We start from the raw sequence: 20708 nt of genomic DNA, 5'->3' as shown, positions 1-20708 counted from the left end.
GTAGCTATGTCGGGAGCGGATAAGCGCTGAAAGCATCTAAGCGCGAAACCGACCCAAAGATGAGACTTCCCACTACGCAAGTAGGTAAGACCCCAGGAAGATGACCTGGTGGATCGGCCCGAGATGTACACGCTGTGAGGCGTTCAGTTGACGGGTACGAATCGGTCGAGGACTTGACCTTACATCGCTTTACGATAAGATCTCTGTGTAGTTTTGAGGGAAATAAAGAGGTTTATCGTAAGTAATACGGTAGACCTCTTTTATTTCCATGTTACTAGAAAAAGCAATAGTTTGGGCATAAACGTAAAAAGCCTATTGCATCTAATAAATGCAATAGGCTTTTTACATAAATCCCGCTGATACGATTACGGATCGGCACAAGCTACAAGGCAATAAGGGTAAGGGATTTTAAGTAAAATTCTCTTCGAAGAAGGTTATAACGATTAATTTGACAAGGACAGCTCGAGAGCCTTATAACCTGCTAAATAGTAGATTGTTACATATTGATTTTGTTGGATATCGTCAAAAGACTTTCGGACACCGTTTTGCATGATGTTGGTCGTACTGTCAATCAAATAACCGATATTCGTTCCGATATAGATTTCTTTTGTAGAGCGGTTGATGCCGTCTACTTTGCCTGTCACTTTACTTGGGATATTGGCACGGTATAGTTTCTTGTCATCATCCAAAACGGCTTGGATTCGGTCACCGACATTGATGGTGCTTAAGCTGGAGGAAGAAGTACTGGCTTTTTCGGCTTTGAAGCGAGGTGCTATATCGTAAGTAATAGATGTGCCATTATACTGTCGAATCGTCAATTGATCATGACTATTATCGACACTCGTAACTTCTCCGGAGACGGGCGTTTTGATTGTAACCTGATAGGGATCATTACCCCAGTAGTATACTACGGCCCATTGGTGAAGCGAGATATCGGATAGCTTTGGTTTCGTTACATCTGGGATAACCAATTTTGTATCATTATCAATGGTATAGGTGTGTTCATCTCCTTCGGAATCGGTAATCTCTACCCAGTTGCTGGAGGAAGTGACGTCCGTAATTTCCCCCATGACCTGGGACTGAACTTCGATTTTCGTCACAGTATCATCTGAAGAGAGACGTAAACGAACCTGGTCATCTACGTCGATATCGTTTAGGTCTTCATGTGATTTACCTTTTATTTCCACATCAACATCGGAGTCGACATTATAGATCTTTTCGTTACCGAACTTGTCAAGTAAAGTAAGTATGTTCCGATCCGGTTCAATACGAGTTACTGTACCTTCTAGCTTATCGTCCACCTTGATATAACTGATTTTCCCATCTCGATCTAACTCGAATTCGATATTAGCATCGATATCTAAATCGCTTAATTTTGGATTTTTATCATCCTCAATATCGAGAACAACAGGATCCTTAATTGCATATGATTTCAGTCGTTCTTGTTGATCCTTAACGATAAGAATTCGACGGTCAGTATCGATAGAGGCGATTTTTCCCAAGATACCCCGGTTTGTTCCGGTGCGAGCAATTATCGCCTTTAGGGCAGTACCATTTTCAACATTTAAGGTGATTGAGTCGGATGTATTGATATCATCGATAGTGGCTGAAGTGCCATTAGAAAATACAAGAGATACAGAACTCGGTAACTCATAAGCGTAGAGTTTTCCGTCGGTGCTTTTCACGGTGATAATACGGCTATCTTTATCCAAGGTTGAAACAGTTCCTGTTATCGTAAGATTGTTCTTTGCTTCAATAACGCTAATTTTCGAAGCGACATAACTTCCATCTGCTTCAACACTGATCAAGTCGCCCTTTTGCAAATCCGATAAGGCGGTGAACCGTTGGCCTTTATACTCCACATAGGTGGTATCGGTAAAATAATAGGTGGAGTAGTGGTTGGAACCATCAGAGAGAATCAGGAACTTTTGTGGGATATTAATATCCACGATAGTTCCTTTTAAACTCTGCTGACTCGCTTGTTCCAGAAGAACCTCTATAGCTTTGCCTTCTGAATTGAGACGGATTTGTACTTTACTACCCGACACTAGATTTGATGCGGGAACTGCTTGCCCCGAAAACGAAAGTACCTTAAAGCCGGAGGCTAAGGGGCAAGTTAGCGGTTTCCCTGTTTCATCTTTAATGGTGATCAGTCCTTGCTCTGCCAAAAAAGCTATGACTTCTCCCTTAACGACGTTGACTGATTGACCGCTTTCTTGCGTGACTTCCAGATAGGTAACCTTATCGCCGTTTTTTATGTACTCGACCCGGTCTTGTGGATTGATGTCGCTGACGTTGGACACCCGGTCCTTCACAAAGATGAGTGCATTCGGGTCTAACGTCAGCGGAGTAAGTAAGTTATTTTCGCCCAGGACGGATATCGTATTATCTTGAGTGCTGACAAAGGTTGCCTGAGAAAGCCCAGGCGGTAACTGGGACATTTTTTTCTCCACCCGATCGAGGAGAATGGCCATCTCACCCCGGGTCACCGTCCGGTTCGGCTCGAAGGCGCCTGTATCGGTTCCTTTTATCAACCCTAGGTCAGTAGCTACAGCAATGTGGCCTCGTGCCCATGCCGGAACTTGCTCAGCATCGGTAAAGGAAAGATTCTCGCTCATTCGATTCTGAGCGTCTTGTTCTTTGCCGATCATCCGGACTAACAAACGGGCGATCCAAGCGCGAGGAGCGCCTTTGTCCCATGCAAACTGTTCATTCTCGTCGATGAGGTTTTGCTGTGAGGCGGTGACGAGATAGCCTTTTCCCCAACCAGGGACGTTTCCACCAAACTTTTTTTCTTTGGTTGCTGTCAACAAAGAAGCCGATAGATTTGCCGTCGATTCCAAACCAAAAAAGCGTTGGGCCATGACGAGGGCTTCCAGGAACTTCACCGGATCTTTGGGGCCGAAATTCCCGTCTCCCCGTCCCTTGATGGTTCCCTGAGCCGATAGTTTCATTACAGGCTTATATTCGTACATCGTGCTATAGACATCAGTAAATGATTTCGGTGCGGCGAAAGCGGATAGTGGTGTGGCGACGATGGTCAAAGCCAGCACACCGCTGACAACTTGTTTTCGCAAGGGATTGCCTCCTTCGTTGCTGGTTTACTAAATAAATCCTATTCGACAAGCAAAAAACAAAATCCTGTGTATTTAATCGAATTCTGCCGTCCCTTTTCGTTACCATTCATTATATTGACGAAAAAGAGAGGTTTTTGGTTGCACAGAGGGCTCTCTTTTTCCTGTTATGTACACGTTACGCATAACCGACATACAATAAATCGATCCAAATAATGGGATATGGAAGAGGGAGGGTCTGCAATGATCATCCGTGACGTTTGCTTTCGCAACGTAGCACCCCATTGTGGACGTCCAGCACGCATCCGGTTGCGGGACGGCACATGGAAGACAGGTCGAATTCATCGGGTCACACCGCGAGGGGTCGTCTTTTACTCCAATAACCCCGGATTTGGTTTTTATCCCTTTTATGCGATCACCCTGTTGGCATTGACGTTGCCCTTTTTTGCTGGTTATGGGTACGGTGGATTCGGCGGTTACGGAGGACTTGGAGGATACGGTTACCGTAGGGGTTTTTTCTGGTAAACAGGAACAGTAGCATGCAAAAAACCGGGTAGGCTCTTTGGCTTACCCGGTTTTTTCCTTTAGACGAGAAAATCGTCTTTCCCATTTTTGTTCAATTCGTTTTGTAAGGCGAAATCGCCCCAGGATTGCATTTCACCGCCGCCGTTCACTTGAGTGACTTCCCCAGTCTCATCTGCCGGCAAGACTTGGGAGATTCCTTCCTGTCCGGGACGGCTGTAACGGGATGGATGATGAGGTGTCGGAAAATTCTCTTTTTGGTTGGCCATACTTTCACTCCTTTGTAGAGTGTAGTATGCTTCCTGTAACAAGGTAGATACAGATTTCGGAAAGAAACATCATTTTCAGGATGATTTTTAGAAAATAGTGAAACTATTTGCGAAGGGTCTGCGTCTATATTTATAGACCTGTACTTATGTAGGCGAGATAAAGAGTCTTATGGGAGACTCGGGTGTATGCGTTCAAAAAAAGGAGAGGTTTTACGATGAAGAAGCGGTTACTCTCTGGTCTGCTGGGGTTAGGTTTGCTGATGGCGCCCATGGCGGCGATGGCCGATGAGGGAGAAAGTTTACCGGCACAGCAACCGGCCTTAGCGGTGCAGGAAAGCCAAGCAGACCAGGCCAAAGCGATGGAACTGCTCCGCAAAGCGACGGCCGAAACGGCGAAGTTGCAAGCCTATTCGTTTACCGGCACGATGGATGCCACTACGGTCGTGCCAGAAATGCCGATTGGTATTACTATGAAGATCAACATGAACGGTACCGTAAAAAAACCGGATCAAGTCTTGATGAGTATGGAGATGGCGATGCCGTCTATGCCGGGATTACCTACACAGGCAGAAGCACCGAAGGGTATATCCATGCAGATGTATCTAAAGGGTAAAGATCAGTATATGAAGATGAACATTCCCGGCGCCGCGGCACCGAGTTCCGATCAATGGATGAAGCAAGAGGTCGCTATGCCCCAATCGCTTCAAGACTTGATGGCCCAAAGCCAAGATCCTGTAAAATCGGTCGAATGGCTCAATAAGATGGGACTCACTCCTTCCGGTCTGCGCGAACAGATGGTCGACGGTAAAAAGTATTATGTGATGGACGTAAATCTGGATAATGCGAAGATGCATGCCTTTATGAAAGAGTTCATGGCTGATTTTTCTCGGCAAGGGCAGACTGCCAACGAGAAGTCCAACGTGAACTTGGAAGAGATGCTGAAGAACATTTCCGTTGATTTTCAATATGTCTACTACATCAATGCTGACACCTATTTAACCGATATGACGGATTTGAAAGGTACAGAGACTATCCAGATGGAACCGAACAAGAAGATTACCGTGAACCTGGATGGCAAGATCCATATGGCCCCTGTACCGAAGGATTTCATCGATACACTGAAGTTCCCTGATGTCTCAAATGCTGTGGATATGAAGACAATGATGAATGATATAAAAACGGAGAAGGTTAAAAAATAGGGGGGAAAGTAGCAGCCCTCATTGGATGATTTGGATTTAGGATAGACGCAATGAAATGTCAAAAGGCAGGAAGACGTGTAGATCGTCTTTCCTGCCTTTTTGCATCGTTAAGGTTATATCAAAAAACTGGGCGGAGCCAAAAATGATTCGCCCTTGCTTTAGGTTTTCTTTTTCCAGGGTTTTAAAATAAAGAGGACCACGGCCAGGACAAAGGCGCCTGCCGAGTAGAGGCCGATGTTCGGCTGTCCCGTCATTCCTTCTACGAGACGTCCGGCGATGAAGGCGATAATCGCGCCGAAACCGATCCCCATATAGGTCGCGACGGGCTTGTCCACAAAACGTTGATCTTGTGGCAAGGCGGCAGTGGAATCGGAGTTTTGGGTGAATTCGGCGGCCTGCTTCTTTTTCATTTGCTTCTCTTTCGCACCGTGGCTCAGTTTGCGTTTTCTCAAGTGATTTCCTCCTTGGCCAAATTTTTAATCATGTTCCTAACCATGTAGTTCGGCCATTATGCAGATTTTGTTCACTTCATTTATAAATCTATTACAACATGTATTATATCATGCCGATTTTTCGGGCGACAGGGTCCAATACCATGGTGCTGGCAGTGGTCGCGATAAAAAGGGGATCGTTCTTTTTGGTCCCTATGAGATGGGAATAGGTATTTACAAATCGCTCCTGTTTTTTTATGGAACCAACCTTGCTGTTTGACCAATGTGTTATAATACTATGTGAACAGTATGTAAAGTGGCGGGTTTAGACTCGCTTTATAAAAGGAGGTTGGCGCATGGAAGAACGACGATTTACGTTAAAAACCGAATTTACACCCAAAGGCGACCAGCCCCAAGCGATTTCTCGGTTGGTCGAGGGGATCCACAAAGGGATCAAGCACCAAACGTTGCTCGGCGCCACCGGTACCGGAAAAACCTTTACTATGGCCGCTGTCATCGAAAAGGTCCAACGACCTACGCTGGTGCTAGCCCACAACAAAACCTTGGCGGCCCAACTCTGTGCTGAGTTTAAGGAATTTTTTCCGGACAATGCTGTTGAATACTTTGTCAGCTACTATGACTATTATCAACCGGAGGCCTATGTTCCTCAGTCGGATACGTTTATTGAAAAAGACGCTTCCATCAACGATGAAATTGACAAACTGCGCCACGCCGCTACGGCAGCCCTGATCGAACGGCGTGACGTCATCATTGTTGCTTCCGTATCTTGCATTTACGGGTTAGGATCGCCGGAAGAATACCTGGACCAGATGATCTCCCTGCGACAGGGACAGAGTTACGACCGAGATGCGATCTTGCGCCGCCTCGTCGATATCCAATACACCCGTAACAACATCAACTTCGCCCGGGGGACTTTCCGGGTCCGCGGCGATGTCGTCGAGGTCTACCCGGCTTCCTACTCGGAACGGGCTGTGCGCCTGGAGTTTTTCGGCGACGAGTTGGAGCGGATCAGCGAGATCGATACGCTCACCGGTGAGATCTATGGAGAGCGTTATCATATCTCCATCTTTCCGAACACCCACTATGTCACCAACCGGGATAAGTTGGAACTGTCTATCGCGAACATCGAAGCGGAACTCGAGGAGCGGCTCACCCACTTCAAAGAGCGGGACAAGCTACTCGAAGCGCAGCGACTGGCTCAACGGACTCGCTACGACATTGAGATGCTGCGGGAGATGGGCTTTTGTACCGGCATCGAAAACTATTCCCGGCACTTGACCTTCCGCCAGCCCGGTGAACCACCGTACACGTTGATGCACTTCTTTCCCAAAGACTTCTTGTTGATGGTGGACGAGTCGCACGTATCCATTCCCCAAGTGGGGGCTATGTACGAAGGGGACCGCTCCCGGAAATCAACTCTGATCGAACACGGTTTCCGCCTGCCCTCGGCAGCAGACAACCGGCCGCTCAAATTTAACGAGTTTGAGCAGATGTTGAACCAGGTCGTCTACGTCTCGGCCACGCCGGCCGATTATGAATTGAAGCGCAGCCAGCAGGTGGTCGAGCAGATCATCCGGCCCACGGGCCTCCTCGATCCGGTGATCGACGTACGTCCTGTCAAAGGACAGATCGATGACTTGCTTCATGAGATTCGCCAGCGTGTCCAAAAAGACCAGCGCATTCTCGTGACGACGCTGACCAAGAAGATGGCCGAAGATTTGACGGCCTATCTGCGGCAAGTAGGGGTCCGAGTGCGTTGGATGCACTCCGATGTAGACGCCATCGAACGGATGCAGATCATCCGGGACTTGCGCCTCGGCGAGTTTGACGTGCTCGTCGGCATCAACCTCTTGCGGGAAGGCTTGGACCTGCCGGAAGTGGGTCTGGTGGCCATCCTCGACGCCGACAAGGAAGGCTTCCTCCGTTCCGACCGCTCGCTGATCCAGACGATCGGCCGGGCAGCCCGGAACGCCGAAGGCATGGTCATCATGTATGGCGATAGGATCACCAAGTCCATGAAAAAGGCGATCGACGAGACAAACCGTCGCCGGGAAATTCAGATCGCTCACAACCAGGAACATGGCATCACCCCGCAGACGGTTCGCAAAGCCGTGCGCAACGTCATCGAGATGACCATTTCCTCCGAGAAGAGTGGAGCAAATGGGGCTACACCAGGCGGCGGTGTCCTCGCTCGTGCCGCGTCTTATCTGAAACAGCGGCAAGGCAAAAAAGGCAGCAAAGCGACCCAGGAGGCTACCTATGCAGATACCCATTTGCCTCCGGAGACGGGTGATGAAGCGATGTATGGCATCCCCGGTGGAGCAGGTGCGGAAGTGGTGGCTGAGACACCATCCTTTGAGGAATACCTCGCAGGGGCCGGTACGCAGGACAGCACTCCACAGTCCCCGGTTGCTGATTCCTCCTTCGAAGGCATGTCTCCAGAAAATCTACAATCTCTGATTCAAGATCTGGAGAATGAGATGAAGGAAGCAGCCAAAGCCCTCGAATTCGAACGGGCCGCCATGCTCCGCGACGTCATCATCGAGTTGAAAGGAGCTCCGCCGCCCAAAGGGTCTGCAAAAGCGGGTAAAAGTGCGGGAAATGGTACGGGTGCCCCATCGGACAGTGCAAAGAGCAGCCGGAAGGGGAGGGGTAAAGGATCTTCCTCCTCGGCGATAACTGATCCCGGTTTGGAGATGCTTTTTACCACGACCCCGGCGAAACCGAAATCACGCAAAAGAAAAGCCTAAGGACAGAAGGCCTCACTGTAGCGTTTCTGAGGAGAAACGTTGATGGTGAGGCCCGTTTGATCAGGGAGTCTAAATGCTAAGGTCGTAACAGTTGAAAGGTTAATTCGAACCTATAGAAGCGGTAAAGCGATTAACTCTACTTTCCTCGGCACGTATTACCCTGATAGTCGTGGCTGTGACCGTAGTCACAAGTTGTCGTACCTTCCATACAGTGGGTATGAGATCCATCGGGAAGGTACACGGCAGGGCCTGTTGTTCCACAATAGTGGTGAACATGACCTTCGTCATAAGTGGTCATGCCGGCATAATCATGGACATGCCCTCGTTCACCGCCGGCAGCCGATGTTTTTCCCTCCATCAGATGGCAGTGTCCTTCATTTTTGGACGTTTTGACACAATAATCGTGGGTATGAGCGCCTCGGTCCCAATCATATAGCTTTTCAGGCTCGCAATGCATACTGGTTAATCTCCCCTTTTATTGATTTGCTACAATTTATTCCAAAACGTAGCAGGGGTGCAATTGATTTACAAAAAATAACAGGTGTGCAGGGATGCACATATGCTTGGGCTTATCCTGATGAATATGTTCCAGAAAGTGCTTGCCATTCCTGTAACAGCTGATCCATCAACAAACAGCACGTTATATGTTATAATTTGTAGGATAATCGAGAACAGAGCGGGCCAAGGCCCGCTATTGTGATTTAAGGGGGACGCTGGACAAGCCATGCTCGAACAAATCCGGGTCCGCGGGGCCCGTGCTCATAACTTGAAAAATATCGATATCGATATTCCCAGAGACAAATTGGTCGTCGTAACCGGTTTATCCGGTTCGGGCAAATCGTCACTTGCTTTTGACACCATCTATGCCGAAGGGCAGCGACGGTACGTAGAATCCTTGTCGTCCTATGCCCGTCAATTTCTCGGCCAGATGGATAAGCCCGATGTAGATTATATCGAGGGGTTGTCTCCGGCTATCTCAATCGACCAGAAGACGACCTCCAAAAACCCTCGGTCCACCGTAGGCACCGTAACAGAGATCTATGACTACCTGCGGCTGCTCTTTGCCCGGGTCGGCCGTCCTCACTGCCCTAAGTGCGGTCAACCGATCCAGCAGCAGACCGTCGAGCAGATGGTCGACCAGATTCTGACCTACTCCGAAGGGACCCGCCTGCAGATCCTCGCTCCGCTGGTGCGAGGCAAAAAAGGCGAACATGTCAAGGTTATTGAGGATATCCGCAAAAACGGCTATGTGCGCATGCGTGTCGACGGACAGGTCATGGACGCCACAGAAGAAGTGAAGCTGGAAAAAAATAAAAAGCACACCATCGAGGTGGTTGTGGACCGCATCGTCGTCCGTCCTGACATCGCCCAGCGCTTAGCCGATTCCCTGGAGACGTCGCTGAACTTGTCCGAAGGGCTCGTCATCATCGATGTGATGGACAAAGAAGAAATCACCTTTTCTCAGAATTTCGCCTGCGCCGACTGCGGTATCTCCATCGGGGAGGTTGAACCGCGCATTTTTTCTTTCAATGCCCCCTATGGCGCCTGCCCCCACTGCACTGGCTTAGGGATGCAGATGGAAGTGGATCCGGACCTGGTCGTGCCTGACCCGTCGAAGAGCTTAGAAGAGGGTGCTCTCATCCCTTGGGCGCGGATGAATTCAGCCTATATCCCGCAGATGCTGCGGGCGTTGGCTGCTGTGTACGGTTTTTCGACAGAGACGCCCTTTCGGGAACTGCCCGAGGACACACAGAAATTAATTCTCTACGGTGGCGGGAAGACGAAGATCCGCGTCGAGTTTACTAACTTCGACGGCGCGAAGAAAAGCTTTGACACGACGTATGAAGGAGTCGTGTCGAACTTAGAGCGCCGCTATAAGGAAACCCAGTCTGATTGGTCTCGAGAAGAGATCGAAGAATATATGAGCCAAAAGCCTTGTCCCAAATGCAAAGGGGCACGGCTGAAACCGGAGAGTTTAGCCGTCCTGATCGGCGATAAGAACATCCATCATGTGACCGAGATGTCCATCGAACGGGCGCTGCATTTCTTCGAGCATCTCGACTTGAGTGAGCGAGAGCAGATCATCGCCCGGCAGATCCTCAAAGAGATCCGAGAACGGCTCGGCTTCCTGGTTAACGTAGGCTTAAACTATCTGACGCTGGCTCGCTCGGCGGGAACTTTATCAGGCGGGGAAGCGCAGCGCATCCGTTTGGCCACGCAGATCGGATCCGGCTTGATGGGGGTCCTCTACATCCTGGACGAGCCCTCCATCGGCTTGCACCAGCGCGATAATGAGCGCCTCTTGAGCACGTTGCAGCGGCTCCGCGATTTGGGCAACACGCTCATCGTGGTGGAACACGATGAAGACACCATGCTCGTGGCCGACCACATCATCGATATCGGGCCCGGTGCCGGTGCCCATGGCGGCCAAGTGGTGGCCCAAGGTAGCTTGGCTGCCATCATGGAAGAACCTCGTTCCCTGACGGGACAGTATCTGTCAGGACGGAAATTCATCCCCTTACCGGAGCAGCGGCGAGAACCGAACGGCAAGTGGATCGAGGTGCTCGGTGCCCGGGAAAACAACTTGAAAGATATCAACGTGCGTTTTCCCCTAGGGGTCTTTACCTGCGTGACCGGCGTGTCGGGATCGGGCAAGTCCACACTGGTCAACGAAATCCTGCACAAGACGCTGGCAGCCGAGTTGAATGGCGCCCGGACGAAGCCGGGGGCTCATCAAGAGATCCGCGGCCTCGAGCACCTGGAGAAAGTCATCGATATCGACCAATCGCCCATCGGGCGGACACCTCGATCCAACCCAGCTACCTATACAGGGGTCTTCGATGCCATCCGTGATCTCTTCTCGCAAGTGCCGGAAGCGAAGATGCGTGGCTACCGGCCGGGACGCTTTTCTTTCAACGTTCGCGGCGGCCGCTGTGAAGCTTGTAAAGGCGATGGAATCATCAAGATTGAAATGCACTTCCTGCCTGACGTCTATGTACCCTGTGAGGTCTGTAAAGGAAAGCGGTACAACCGGGAGACGCTCGAAGTGCGTTATAAAGGGAAGAGCATTTCCGATGTCCTCGAAATGACCGTTGACGAAGGGCTGGAGTTCTTTAAGAATATACCGAAAATCGCCCGAAAACTGCAGACGATTCAAGATGTGGGCCTTGGATACGTCCGCCTCGGACAGCCCGCGACGACTCTCTCCGGTGGCGAAGCCCAACGGGTAAAGCTGGCCACGGAATTGTCGCGCCGCTCCAACGGCAAAACCCTCTACATCCTCGATGAGCCTACGACAGGCCTGCATGTGGCTGACATCCACCGGCTTCTCGGTGTGCTGCAGCGGCTCGTTGATGCTGGAGATACGGTCCTGGTCATTGAGCATAACCTGGACGTGATCAAAACGGCCGATTACATCATCGACTTAGGGCCGGAAGGCGGCGACAAGGGCGGAACGATCTTGGCTACGGGCACACCGGAGGAGATCTGTCATGTGCAAGCCTCCTATACGGGACATTTCTTGCGGAAGATCTTAGAACGCAAGCCCGGGATGGCGATTACGGCGTTGGCAGAGTGAAAAACGAAATTTGCGATCAAATTTCAATTAGAAAAGCGCGAGTGGTGTTATCCACTGGCGCTTTTCTGGTATAAAAATTGAATGTGAGTTTTCGCAATGGTATAATTTTACTATAATCAAATCGTGCGAAACTAAAGTAATTTCCAATAACTGTTACTGAACGAAACCCAAAATATTCCTACGGAAGGGAATTGCTTATGGCTATTCAAAAAGAGGAGCTTTATCACCTAATTGAACGTCTGCAAGAGCAGGACCGAAAAACTGCCTTTGACTTTCTTCAATACTTGGTCGTCCGTTCTAAAGGAAAGCAAGGAGGTTGGAATGACATCGATAAAGCTGAACCAGATGTTGAGCCCATTACCGAAGAAGAGCTTCGCCAGATGAACAGCACGGAAGGTTTTATAACGGGGGAGGAAGCGAAGCGTGAGTTTGGGCTTCAAGTTGATTTACCATAAGGAAGCAATCGAATTTTTGTCCAAACAAGAAAAGTATGTACAAGATAGAATTGCTCTAGGATTAAAAGGGCTGCTTCAAATTCCGCCTCGCGGTGACATTAAAACGATGAAAGGATATAATGGGTTATATCGTCTGCGGATAGGAACATTTCGTATCCTCTTTGAAATCAATCATGTTGAAAAGTTGATATACATCCTAACTATGGATTTCCCTGGAGGCGTTTATAAATAAAACCCGGTTATTCCTACTGCCTTAGAGTAACCGGGTTTTATTCGTTTAGGAATTATGCTTAGCAAGACCTATGGGACCCCTAAAGACCCCATCTAAACCGCTATCGATAACTCTCCGAGCGATAGCCGCCACATCGGTGCTGTACAACTGCCGTTCAACCATCCTCTGAAAATACACAGAACCGGAAAAGGTGTATTTATTCAGCCGCCCCTCTGGCGTATGCATCTGCTCTCGGACATATCGAATGAGGTCACCGCAAGCCAGGCACAAAGGCAGTTCCAATAATAACGACCCTGCCAAATAGCGTGCAGCGTTATGCCCGGCCAGCGAACCGGTGACGATGGCTTCCGTATGGCCAACGAGCAAACCGGCCTTCTCTCCGGCGCAAAAGAGGTTTTTCAGCCCTTCCACCAACAGGGCGTCGTTGCGCGGCGGATGGGACAAAAAGCGAATTGAATTGCCGATCCCACCGGCGTACGGTTCTTCAATCCGAGCATTTTCCAGCCCAGGGATTTGACGTAATCGTTCCAATGGAAAAAAGGGAGCCATGAGCTTCGCTTGACCTGTATCGAGAAGAATGACATTTTCCACGTATTCCGGGAGCGCATATTGTTGACAGGATTTGATGGCGAGGGTGTCTGCTTTTCGCAGCGAAGGCGGTACGGGAATTACAGCATGGCCCTTTTCATTTAACTCTTGAATGAGTTTTTTCGACAAAGAATCTTTATTGACTATGAGAGAACCAGACATGGAGCCGCACTGACCACCCGGACGTAAATCGGTGATTTCACTGACACCGGCGAGATCAGAGAGGCTGACCCGCCCACCAAAACTGGGGCAGCGTAGTGCGCACATGGCACAACCGTTGCCAAACTTACGGCAATGGCCCATCGGTCCCGCTGTTCCGGTGGCGTCCACAAACACAGCTCCGGGAATCGTTTCTCCCTTTTCGACGATAACCGCCTGAATTTTACCTGACTCCTGTTTTACTCCGGTGACCCGGGAGAGAAATCGGAGAGAAACACCGCTGTTCTTCAATAATTTTCGAATAGCCGGTTCAATCGAATGAATGTCGTAGAGACTGGCATGGTTATGGCCGGGAAAATTTATGTTCCGGTGCCGGGCCGTTCGGTCGACCAGTTCAAACAAGTCTCCTGCACCTAAAGCGATCATTTCTTCGGTGGCGGTAAAGCGGCCGTTGTTGCGCATGATACCGCCCACTAATCCGGTTCCCAGAAGCTGATCCGTTCGCTCCAGGAGGATCACTTCTGCACCGGTGTAAACGGCTGTTAAGGCCGCTGCTGCCCCAGCCCAACCGCCGCCGACGATGACAATTCTCTCCATACCTCAATCCCCCTTACCATCACCATATGTAAAATTATGGTAAGTCGATAGGGTTGAGAGTTGAAGATTCTATTTTCGTTTTTCAGTGTGGTTTATCCAAAATAACTTATTGGCTGCAATGTTGTTGCCAATCTCCATGTGTTTCTAATGCTTTTCATCGTCTTGGTTCATCATCATTTCCAGATCATTTTTTCTTATAGGCGCTGAGTTAGCCACAGTCCCTTTTGGATACTTACCGTAAGTCATAAATCTGTTTTTGGCGATGGTATAACCGATGATGATCCCAGCCGTTAAAAAGATGAACAAAGAGAGGAAATAAAACTGTGTCGATGAAAGCTCGATATTGAGCCAAGCGATCCGAATTCGGTCGGCGAGGGGTTCTGTGAGGGCGCTTCGTAAAGCTTCAAAGATGGAACTCAACCGATCAGGCATGATGATCACCCGCCTTAGTATTTTCCACTCTAATTATACGATCATTTCCCAATGTTTTGGTAGAAGAGCAAGCAGGAAAAGGGATAACCGGTATCGAAATATTTTGACATTATCTTGTTAGCTTTTCAATGCGGTGCTTAATCCTAGTATGCCTTTGATTTCTCTGGGAAAGGTGAGGTGATGAAGTGTATGCGGGAAGCCTTCTTAACGTTGGCGCCAAAAATACCTTACTTGATCGGTTCGGACAAAATCGCGCTCTTTGCAACGGATGAAGAAAAATTCATCTACTGGGACAATCCTGGAAAGTTACAGTTGGGGATTCAAGCGGGCGACCTGCTGAAGCCGAATTCTACACCTCGTCTAGTGATGGAGAGCGGCAAATCAATTGACCGCATTGTTTCCAAGGAGGTCTACGGTGTTGAAACACGATCGATCTGCATTCCCATACCGGGCGGAACGATTGGGGTCGCCTTCGACTTAACCCACCGGAGCAATGTGCTTACCTCGGTAGGTGCCACCAATGAGTCCATAACTGAAATCAGTAAGGCCATGACGGAAATCGCGGCTTCTTCGAGCCATATAGCGGAAACAAGCGAACAAACCCACAAGCTAACAGAGCAAGCGAAAGTGCTGACTTTGTCGATCGGCAGAATCTCAAAAGAAATTCAGGGCATTGTCTCGCAATTGAATATGTTGAGCCTTAACGCGAGTATTGAGGCTGCTCGTTCCGGTGAGTACGGGAGAGGATTTTCCGTAGTCGCCCAGGAAGTACGAAAGTTAGCCAACCAGAGTCGGGAGCGAATGGGAACGATCGATTCCACCGTGAGCCAACTACCGCCGTTGCTGCAGGAACTGGATATGGCCATGGGCGGACTGACCGGAGACGTACGGCGGCAAGCTGCGAGCAGTCAGGAAATCGCTGCGGCCCTGTCCGAGATGAATCGCTCCATGAAGGAATTGGAAGCATTAGCCCAACATATTACCTTATAGTCATCGACAGGTCCTTTACCCCGTCGAAGCAAAAGAGCCTACCGATTTATTTCGGTGGGCTCTTTTGCTGGCTTATTATGGTTATGTGTTGGCCGCCCAAGCGACCAGAAAACCTAGGATGGCTCCCGCCGATACCTCTAGGGGGGAATGGCCGAGGCGCTCCTTTAGGGGCATCACATCACTACGACGGAAACGAAAAATCTGCAACAATTGATTGAGTGTTTTTGCATGTTCTCCGGCGGAGCGGCGAACCCCCATCGCGTCAAAAATGACGACGGCACTAAAGACGACCGAGACGGCAAAAAGATCTGAATAGATACCATCGCGAAAGGCGATTCCCGAAAGCAGGGAGACGACGAGGGAAGTATGGGAACTGGGCATTCCGCCGGGTTCAAAGAAACGGGTCCAGAGAAATCGACCGTTTTGGATCGACTCATTGACGAACTTGATCGCCTGTGCGAGGAGAACAGCGAAAAGAGTGCTATAGATGAGCGGTAGTGTCAACGACATTTCCCCCGTAACTCGAACCATTATGCTGGATGATGGGTAAATCAGGTACCCCTTTTTCGTACAATCGTCCTGCAAGTCATAAAAGGCAAGGAAATCTATCGAACCTTGATGGACCCTTCGAACTGCTCAGACTTACAGAGACAGCCGTTTCTCCAAAGCTTCCCTTTCGGCCTCATACCCCGGCTTACCGAGTAGGGCAAACATGTTACGCTTATATGATTCTACACCCGGCTGGTCAAAGGGATTGATGCCTAGCATGTAGCCGCTGACGGCACAAGCCTTCTCAAAGAAATAGAAGAGCTGCCCAAGAGAGTAGGCGTCTTGTTTGGGTACCGTCAGAGCGATATTAGGCACCTGTCCGTCTACGTGAGCGAGCAGCGTGCCGGAGAAGGCTTTTTGATTGACGAAGTCCATCGTTTTTCCTGCTAGAAAGTTCAACCCGTCGCTGTTGGCGGGATCGGTGGGGATGGCCATCTCCAACCGAGGTTGGCGGAACTGCAGCACTGTCTCAAAGAGGATGCGCATCCCCTCTTGAATATACTGCCCCATGGAATGCAAGTCCGTGGAAAATTGCACCGACGCCGGGAACAGGCCTTTATGCTCTTTGCCTTCGCTTTCCCCGAAAAGCTGTTTCCACCACTCAGCCACATATTGAAGGGATGGTTCGTATCCTACCAGCAGTTCTATCATTTTTCCCTGCCGATAGAGAGCGTTTCGAGCGGCCGCATAGCGGTAGCAGGCGTTCTCAGCAAGGGCAGGCTTCTCATATTCGGCCATAGCCGCCCGAGCACCAGCCATCAGTGTCGAAATGTCGATGCCAGCGGCGGCGATCGGTAAAAGACCAACAGCCGTCAACAGGGAGTAACGCCCGCCGACATCGTCCGGAACGACGAAGGTTTCGTATCCCTCTTGATCGGCAAGGCTCTTGAGGGCACCCTTGGCCCGGTCTGTCGTGGCATAGATGCGTTTTTTCGCTTCTTCGGCCCCGTACTTTTGCTCCATCCAGGTTTTAAACAGGCGGAAGGCGATAGCTGGCTCCGTCGTCGTTCCCGATTTGGAGATGACGTTGATGGAGACGTCCTTCCCTTCGAGGATCTCGAAGAGGTGGTGCAGATAGGTGGAGCTGATCTGATGGCCGGCAAAATAAATTTCACATCCTGGTCGACGGTTCCGGGGCAGTTGGTTGTGAAAGGTGTGAGAGAGCATATCGATGGCTGCCCGGGCGCCCAGATAGGAACCGCCGATGCCGATAATCACCAGCGCGTCGGAAGAGGAACGGATCCGTTCAGCCGCCGCTTCGATCCGGGCGAACTCGGCGCGATCATATCGCTCCGGTAGATGAAGCCAACCGGTATATTCGCTGCCGAGCCCAGAGCCTTGATGAAGCATCTCATGGGCCCGAAGTACTTCCGGTTCTAAAGATCCGATCGATGACTCAACGGTGGAATAGCTTAAATCTAACTCTAATCCTGTCATGGCAGAAACCCCCTTGTATTGCCATGGATATCCCAAGTCTTTGCCAATTTCGATGTGACTATGTATGCATCCTGCTTAGGGTTTGTAATTTATTATTTTTTTTGCATAAAAGGACCCAGCGCTTTCCTTCGCCCTCATCCCTTGTCTATGCTATTATGAGGGTGAGGTGAAAATGAATTGCATTTGACGCTGCAGGAAAAATTGAAAAATCTGCCCGACAGGCCCGGCGTCTACCTCATGAAAGACGAGACCGGCCGAGTCATCTATGTGGGGAAAGCGATCAATCTAAAAAACCGGGTTCGTTCCTATTTCCAGTCGGCCAAAAACTTGACCGCCAAAACACAAGCCCTGGTCGCTCGCATTCAGGATCTGGAGACCATCGTCACCGACTCGGAACTGGAAGCGCTCATTCTCGAATGCAACTTGATCAAAGAGCATAAACCGCGCTATAACATCATGCTGCGCGACGATAAAACTTATCCCTATCTAAAAGTGACCTTACAAGAGACCTATCCCCGCCTGTTGATGACCCGCCGTTTGGAAAAGGACGGAGGAAAATACTTCGGCCCCTATACATCAGCTGGTGCGGTGCGGGAAACGTTGAACCTGCTGCGCTCTATCTTTCCTCTGCGGACATGTTCCCGCAAAGATTTTGATCAGCGCAAACGGCCCTGCTTGAACTATCACATTGGCCGCTGCCTGGCTCCCTGTTTCGGCAAGGTGTCCCGCGATGAATACATGCATATGTTGAAGAATATCATCGCCTTTTTGGAAGGGAAAGAAGATGATCTCTTGCGCCGGCTCCGTGAGGAGATGCACCAGGCGGCGGAAGATCTCGAATTCGAACGAGCCGCCGAACTGCGCAACCGCATCCAAGCTTTGGAACAGGTGATGGAAAAGCAGAAGGTCGTCTCGACAGACCTAGAGGACCAAGACGTGATCGCCATGGCCCGTGGGTTCAACCAGGTCTGTGTACAGATCTTCTTTATCCGTGGCGGCAAGCTGATTGGGCGGGAGCATTTCATCCTGGAAGGGACCGACGAGATGGAGCGGTCCGAAGTGATCACGGCCTTTGTCAAACAGTATTACAGCCGCAGCGAGTTCGTGCCCCGAGAGATTCTTCTGCAGGAACCGCTCGAATCGCAAGAGGAAGAAGAAGTGCTCAGCCGCTTTTTGAAGGAGAAACGCAAGGGCAAGGTGGAGATCCGCGTCCCCAAACGGGGAGACAAGTTAAAACTCATCGAAATGGTGGCCAAAAACGCCTTGCTCACCTTGGAACAACTGCAAAACGAGCAACAGCGCAAAAAGTCCATGACCGAAGAGGCGGTCTTGGATCTGCAGCGTTACTTAGCCCTAGAGGAACCGCCATGGCGCATCGAGTGCTTTGATATTTCCAACACCATGGGCAAGGAATCGGTCGCTTCCATGGTCGTCTTCGAAGGGGGCGCGCCGAAAAACGCTGAATACCGGCGCTTTCGCATCAAGACTGTCGATGGGCCTAACGATTTTGCCTCCATGCAGGAAGTGCTCAACCGCCGATTCAGCCGTGCCCGCGAAGAAGCCCAAGCGGTTGAAGAAGGTCAGCTCGATCCGATGAGCGCTAAATTCGCTGTGCTTCCGGACCTGATCATCGTCGACGGGGGCAAGGGACAGTTGAGTTCAGCCCGGGAAACACTTCGTAGGGTCGGCTATGACTATATTCCCACCTTCGGTCTGGCCAAAGAGAATGAATGGCTCTTTCACGAATCGAGTTCAGAGCCGATCATCCTCCCGCGAGGTTCACGCTCACTCTACCTGGTTCAGCGGATTCGTGATGAAGCCCACCGCTTCGCTATCACCTATCACCGCAAGCTGCGAGCGCAAGCCCAGACGGCGTCGGTCCTCGACGAGATTTCTGGCATCGGTCCCAAGCGGAAGACGGCGCTGCTGCGTCACTTCGGCTCTGTTAAAAAGATCGCCGAGGCGACGCTGGAGCAACTGGCGGCCGTAGACGGCATGAATGTCGAGATCGCCGAGCGGGTGCTCAACCATTTTCGTGCGAGGGAGAAGGAAACCAAGGTTGCCGAATAAGGATTACGGAAAGGAAGGGAGGCGGCGCCGATGAACTCATTAGTTCTTCGCTGGCTGCTTAACACGCTCGCCTTGGCACTGACAGCGTGGTTTATCCCGGGGATTCATATCACAGGGATCGCACCGGCTTTTTTTGCTGCGCTCGTGTTGGGCGTCGTCAACGCGATCATCCGGCCCATCGTCATCTTGTTCACCTTACCGCTGAATGTGCTGACGCTAGGGCTCTTTACCCTGGTGATCAACGGCCTCATGCTGCAAATGGTCAGCGGTCTCGTTCGGGGATTTGACGTCTCCGGGTTTTGGGCGGCCTTTTTCGGCTCTTTGGTGCTGTCCGTGATCAGCATGGTACTCTCTTGGTTTGTCAGTGAAGACTGAGAACAGCGAAGGAGACGGTTTCGCTTCGAAGGCCAAAGGCTTTGTTACTGCTCACTTGGTAACTTAGTTTTTATAAGATAGCTACTTTTTGGGGGGGATTTCTTTTGCCCAACATTCGACTCGTTGCCATCGATATGGATGATACCTTGCTTACACCGGATCTGCAGGTCGCTCCGGCCGTTCGGAACGCGATTGAAGAGGCTCAACGGCGAGGGGTGCTCGTGACGTTAGCCACAGGGCGTATGTTCCGAGCGGCCATCCCTTTTGCCCGCCAGTTAGGCATCGATCTGCCCTTAATCGTGTACCAAGGGGCTATGGTAAAAGAGGCTGGCAATGACGAACTACTCTACCATGTACCGGTCCCTCCGGAGCCGGCGAGGGAAATCGTCGATCTTCTGAAAGAGGAACATCTGCATATAAACTTATATATTGATGATCACCTGCACATGGAAAAGATCGATCCAGAGGCCTTCGGCTACATAGGGCTCGCCAAGGTGCCTGTCACGTTGACGAAGGACCATGGGGCTCTGCTGGAAAAAGGATCTACGACCAAAATATTAGCCATTGGGGATCCCGACCATTTGACCAACGTCGAGGAACAGGCCCGCCAAAAGTGGGGGGGCGCGATCTACATCACCCGTTCGAAACCCTACTATTTGGAGTTCATGAATCGTAACGCCGGGAAGGGAAGTGCTTTAGCGTTCTTAGCTGACCGGCTGCAAATCCCCCGAGAAGCGACGATGGCTATCGGCGACTCTTATAATGACCTGGACATGCTGAAGTACGCCGGTGTCGGTGTGGCCATGGGCAACGGTGTAGAGGAAGCGAAAGCGGTTGCTGACTGGGTGACGACGACCAATGAGGACGATGGGGTTGCCGTCGCGCTTCGTCGGTGGGTCTTCGGGGAATAACTTATATTCCGGCTGGAACTCGGGGGTTCTTCCGAATGATCCTATTCGCAATTGCTTTTTCAAATGAAGC

Annotated in this window: 18 protein-coding genes and 1 rRNA gene; 11 read left to right on the top strand and 8 right to left on the bottom strand. The window is 50.4% G+C overall.

The window, feature by feature from the left end; genetic code table 11:
• Positions 1-181 (top strand): 23S ribosomal RNA (locus GJ688_RS15295); the annotation flags it as partial.
• A gap of 262 nt (positions 182-443) precedes the next feature.
• On the opposite strand, the gene GJ688_RS15290 is transcribed toward GJ688_RS15295, so the two are convergent.
• On the bottom strand, positions 444-3077 hold the full coding sequence (locus GJ688_RS15290) for an S-layer homology domain-containing protein (protein ID WP_155477418.1): 2634 nt from the start codon (positions 3075-3077) through the stop codon (positions 444-446).
• 240 nt (positions 3078-3317) lie between these two features.
• Here GJ688_RS15290 and GJ688_RS15285 point away from each other — a divergent pair, with 240 nt between their 5' ends.
• The gene (locus GJ688_RS15285; RefSeq protein ID WP_155477417.1) at positions 3318-3599 is read left to right on the top strand and encodes a hypothetical protein; all 282 of its coding nucleotides are present in this window, start codon (positions 3318-3320) and stop codon (positions 3597-3599) included.
• 59 nt (positions 3600-3658) lie between these two features.
• Here the strand turns inward: GJ688_RS15285 and GJ688_RS15280 are convergent, their stop codons facing one another.
• Entirely contained in the window at positions 3659-3865 is a 207-nt protein-coding gene (locus GJ688_RS15280; RefSeq protein WP_155477416.1) for a hypothetical protein, read from the bottom strand.
• Between the two features lie 215 nt (positions 3866-4080).
• On the opposite strand from GJ688_RS15280, the gene GJ688_RS15275 reads away from it, so the two are divergent.
• Positions 4081-5064 carry a DUF6612 family protein gene (locus GJ688_RS15275; protein WP_155477415.1) on the top strand — a complete coding sequence of 328 codons (984 nt, stop codon included), beginning with the start codon at positions 4081-4083 and terminating at the stop codon, positions 5062-5064.
• 158 nt (positions 5065-5222) lie between these two features.
• Here the strand turns inward: GJ688_RS15275 and GJ688_RS15270 are convergent, their stop codons facing one another.
• Entirely contained in the window at positions 5223-5516 is a 294-nt protein-coding gene (locus tag GJ688_RS15270) for a hypothetical protein (protein ID WP_155477414.1), read from the bottom strand.
• Between the two features lie 335 nt (positions 5517-5851).
• Here GJ688_RS15270 and uvrB point away from each other — a divergent pair, with 335 nt between their 5' ends.
• A complete protein-coding gene (gene uvrB, locus GJ688_RS15265; protein ID WP_155477413.1) occupies positions 5852-8266 on the top strand; it encodes an excinuclease ABC subunit UvrB in 2415 nt (804 codons plus the stop codon).
• 136 nt (positions 8267-8402) lie between these two features.
• Here uvrB and GJ688_RS15260 read toward each other — a convergent pair whose 3' ends face one another.
• A complete protein-coding gene (locus GJ688_RS15260; protein ID WP_155477412.1) occupies positions 8403-8723 on the bottom strand; it encodes a YmaF family protein in 321 nt (106 codons plus the stop codon).
• Positions 8724-8990: 267 nt separating this feature from the next.
• On the opposite strand from GJ688_RS15260, the gene uvrA reads away from it, so the two are divergent.
• The 3 genes from uvrA (at position 8991) to GJ688_RS15245 (ending at position 12530) form a co-directional block, all read left to right on the top strand.
• Positions 8991-11843 (top strand): excinuclease ABC subunit UvrA, encoded by a 2853-nt coding sequence (gene uvrA / locus GJ688_RS15255; protein WP_155477411.1) that lies wholly within the window; start codon positions 8991-8993, stop codon positions 11841-11843.
• A gap of 197 nt (positions 11844-12040) precedes the next feature.
• On the top strand, positions 12041-12298 hold the full coding sequence (locus tag GJ688_RS15250; RefSeq protein WP_155477410.1) for a hypothetical protein: 258 nt from the start codon (positions 12041-12043) through the stop codon (positions 12296-12298).
• Positions 12267-12530, top strand: a complete 264-nt coding sequence (locus GJ688_RS15245; RefSeq protein ID WP_170292046.1) for a type II toxin-antitoxin system RelE family toxin — start codon at positions 12267-12269, stop codon at positions 12528-12530. Before GJ688_RS15250 ends, GJ688_RS15245 begins: the two co-directional genes overlap by 32 nt.
• Before the next feature lie 45 nt (positions 12531-12575).
• Here GJ688_RS15245 and GJ688_RS15240 read toward each other — a convergent pair whose 3' ends face one another.
• Positions 12576-13874: an FAD-dependent oxidoreductase gene (locus tag GJ688_RS15240; RefSeq protein WP_155477409.1), complete on the bottom strand. Its 1299-nt coding sequence runs from the start codon at positions 13872-13874 to the stop codon at positions 12576-12578.
• Positions 13875-14018: 144 nt separating this feature from the next.
• Positions 14019-14306 (bottom strand): hypothetical protein, encoded by a 288-nt coding sequence (locus GJ688_RS15235; protein ID WP_155477408.1) that lies wholly within the window; start codon positions 14304-14306, stop codon positions 14019-14021.
• A 189-nt stretch (positions 14307-14495) separates the two neighbouring features.
• Between GJ688_RS15235 and GJ688_RS21395 the strand changes: the two genes are divergently transcribed.
• Positions 14496-15296: a methyl-accepting chemotaxis protein gene (locus GJ688_RS21395; protein ID WP_170292045.1), complete on the top strand. Its 801-nt coding sequence runs from the start codon at positions 14496-14498 to the stop codon at positions 15294-15296.
• Between the two features lie 81 nt (positions 15297-15377).
• Here the strand turns inward: GJ688_RS21395 and GJ688_RS15225 are convergent, their stop codons facing one another.
• On the bottom strand, positions 15378-15800 hold the full coding sequence (locus GJ688_RS15225; RefSeq protein WP_207708825.1) for a divergent PAP2 family protein: 423 nt from the start codon (positions 15798-15800) through the stop codon (positions 15378-15380).
• Between the two features lie 138 nt (positions 15801-15938).
• Positions 15939-17282, bottom strand: a complete 1344-nt coding sequence (locus GJ688_RS15220) for a glucose-6-phosphate isomerase (RefSeq protein WP_155477406.1) — start codon at positions 17280-17282, stop codon at positions 15939-15941.
• 183 nt (positions 17283-17465) lie between these two features.
• On the opposite strand from GJ688_RS15220, the gene uvrC reads away from it, so the two are divergent.
• The 3 genes from uvrC (at position 17466) to GJ688_RS15205 (ending at position 20638) form a co-directional block, all read left to right on the top strand.
• Positions 17466-19352 (top strand): excinuclease ABC subunit UvrC, encoded by a 1887-nt coding sequence (gene uvrC / locus GJ688_RS15215; protein ID WP_155477424.1) that lies wholly within the window; start codon positions 17466-17468, stop codon positions 19350-19352.
• Between the two features lie 30 nt (positions 19353-19382).
• Positions 19383-19727, top strand: a complete 345-nt coding sequence (locus GJ688_RS15210; protein ID WP_155477405.1) for a phage holin family protein — start codon at positions 19383-19385, stop codon at positions 19725-19727.
• Positions 19728-19831: 104 nt separating this feature from the next.
• Positions 19832-20638 carry a Cof-type HAD-IIB family hydrolase gene (locus GJ688_RS15205; RefSeq protein WP_155477404.1) on the top strand — a complete coding sequence of 269 codons (807 nt, stop codon included), beginning with the start codon at positions 19832-19834 and terminating at the stop codon, positions 20636-20638.
• The last annotated feature ends 70 nt before the right edge of the window (positions 20639-20708 follow it).

Origin of the sequence: Heliobacterium mobile (assembly GCF_009720735.1) — a bacterium.
Taxonomy (GTDB): Bacteria; Bacillota; Desulfitobacteriia; order Heliobacteriales; family Heliobacteriaceae; genus Heliobacterium; species Heliobacterium mobile.
Note: the sequence above shows the minus strand (reverse complement) of the source record. Positions and strands in the feature narration are given on the sequence as shown.

Bases quoted from the DNA above. Each gene is read 5' to 3' on its own strand.
- GJ688_RS15275 (WP_155477415.1), top strand. From the start codon at position 4,081: ATGAAGAAGCGGTTACTCTCTGGTCTGCTGGGGTTAGGTTTGCTGATG.
- GJ688_RS15240 (WP_155477409.1), bottom strand. From the start codon at position 13,874: ATGGAGAGAATTGTCATCGTCGGCGGCGGTTGGGCTGGGGCAGCAGCG.
- GJ688_RS15235 (WP_155477408.1), bottom strand. From the start codon at position 14,306: ATGCCTGATCGGTTGAGTTCCATCTTTGAAGCTTTACGAAGCGCCCTC.
- GJ688_RS15220 (WP_155477406.1), bottom strand. From the start codon at position 17,282: ATGACAGGATTAGAGTTAGATTTAAGCTATTCCACCGTTGAGTCATCG.
- uvrA (WP_155477411.1), top strand. From the start codon at position 8,991: ATGCTCGAACAAATCCGGGTCCGCGGGGCCCGTGCTCATAACTTGAAA.
- uvrB (WP_155477413.1), top strand. From the start codon at position 5,852: ATGGAAGAACGACGATTTACGTTAAAAACCGAATTTACACCCAAAGGC.
- GJ688_RS15210 (WP_155477405.1), top strand. From the start codon at position 19,383: ATGAACTCATTAGTTCTTCGCTGGCTGCTTAACACGCTCGCCTTGGCA.
- GJ688_RS15280 (WP_155477416.1), bottom strand. From the start codon at position 3,865: ATGGCCAACCAAAAAGAGAATTTTCCGACACCTCATCATCCATCCCGT.
- GJ688_RS15250 (WP_155477410.1), top strand. From the start codon at position 12,041: ATGGCTATTCAAAAAGAGGAGCTTTATCACCTAATTGAACGTCTGCAA.
- GJ688_RS15285 (WP_155477417.1), top strand. From the start codon at position 3,318: ATGATCATCCGTGACGTTTGCTTTCGCAACGTAGCACCCCATTGTGGA.
- GJ688_RS15260 (WP_155477412.1), bottom strand. From the start codon at position 8,723: ATGCATTGCGAGCCTGAAAAGCTATATGATTGGGACCGAGGCGCTCAT.
- GJ688_RS21395 (WP_170292045.1), top strand. From the start codon at position 14,496: ATGCGGGAAGCCTTCTTAACGTTGGCGCCAAAAATACCTTACTTGATC.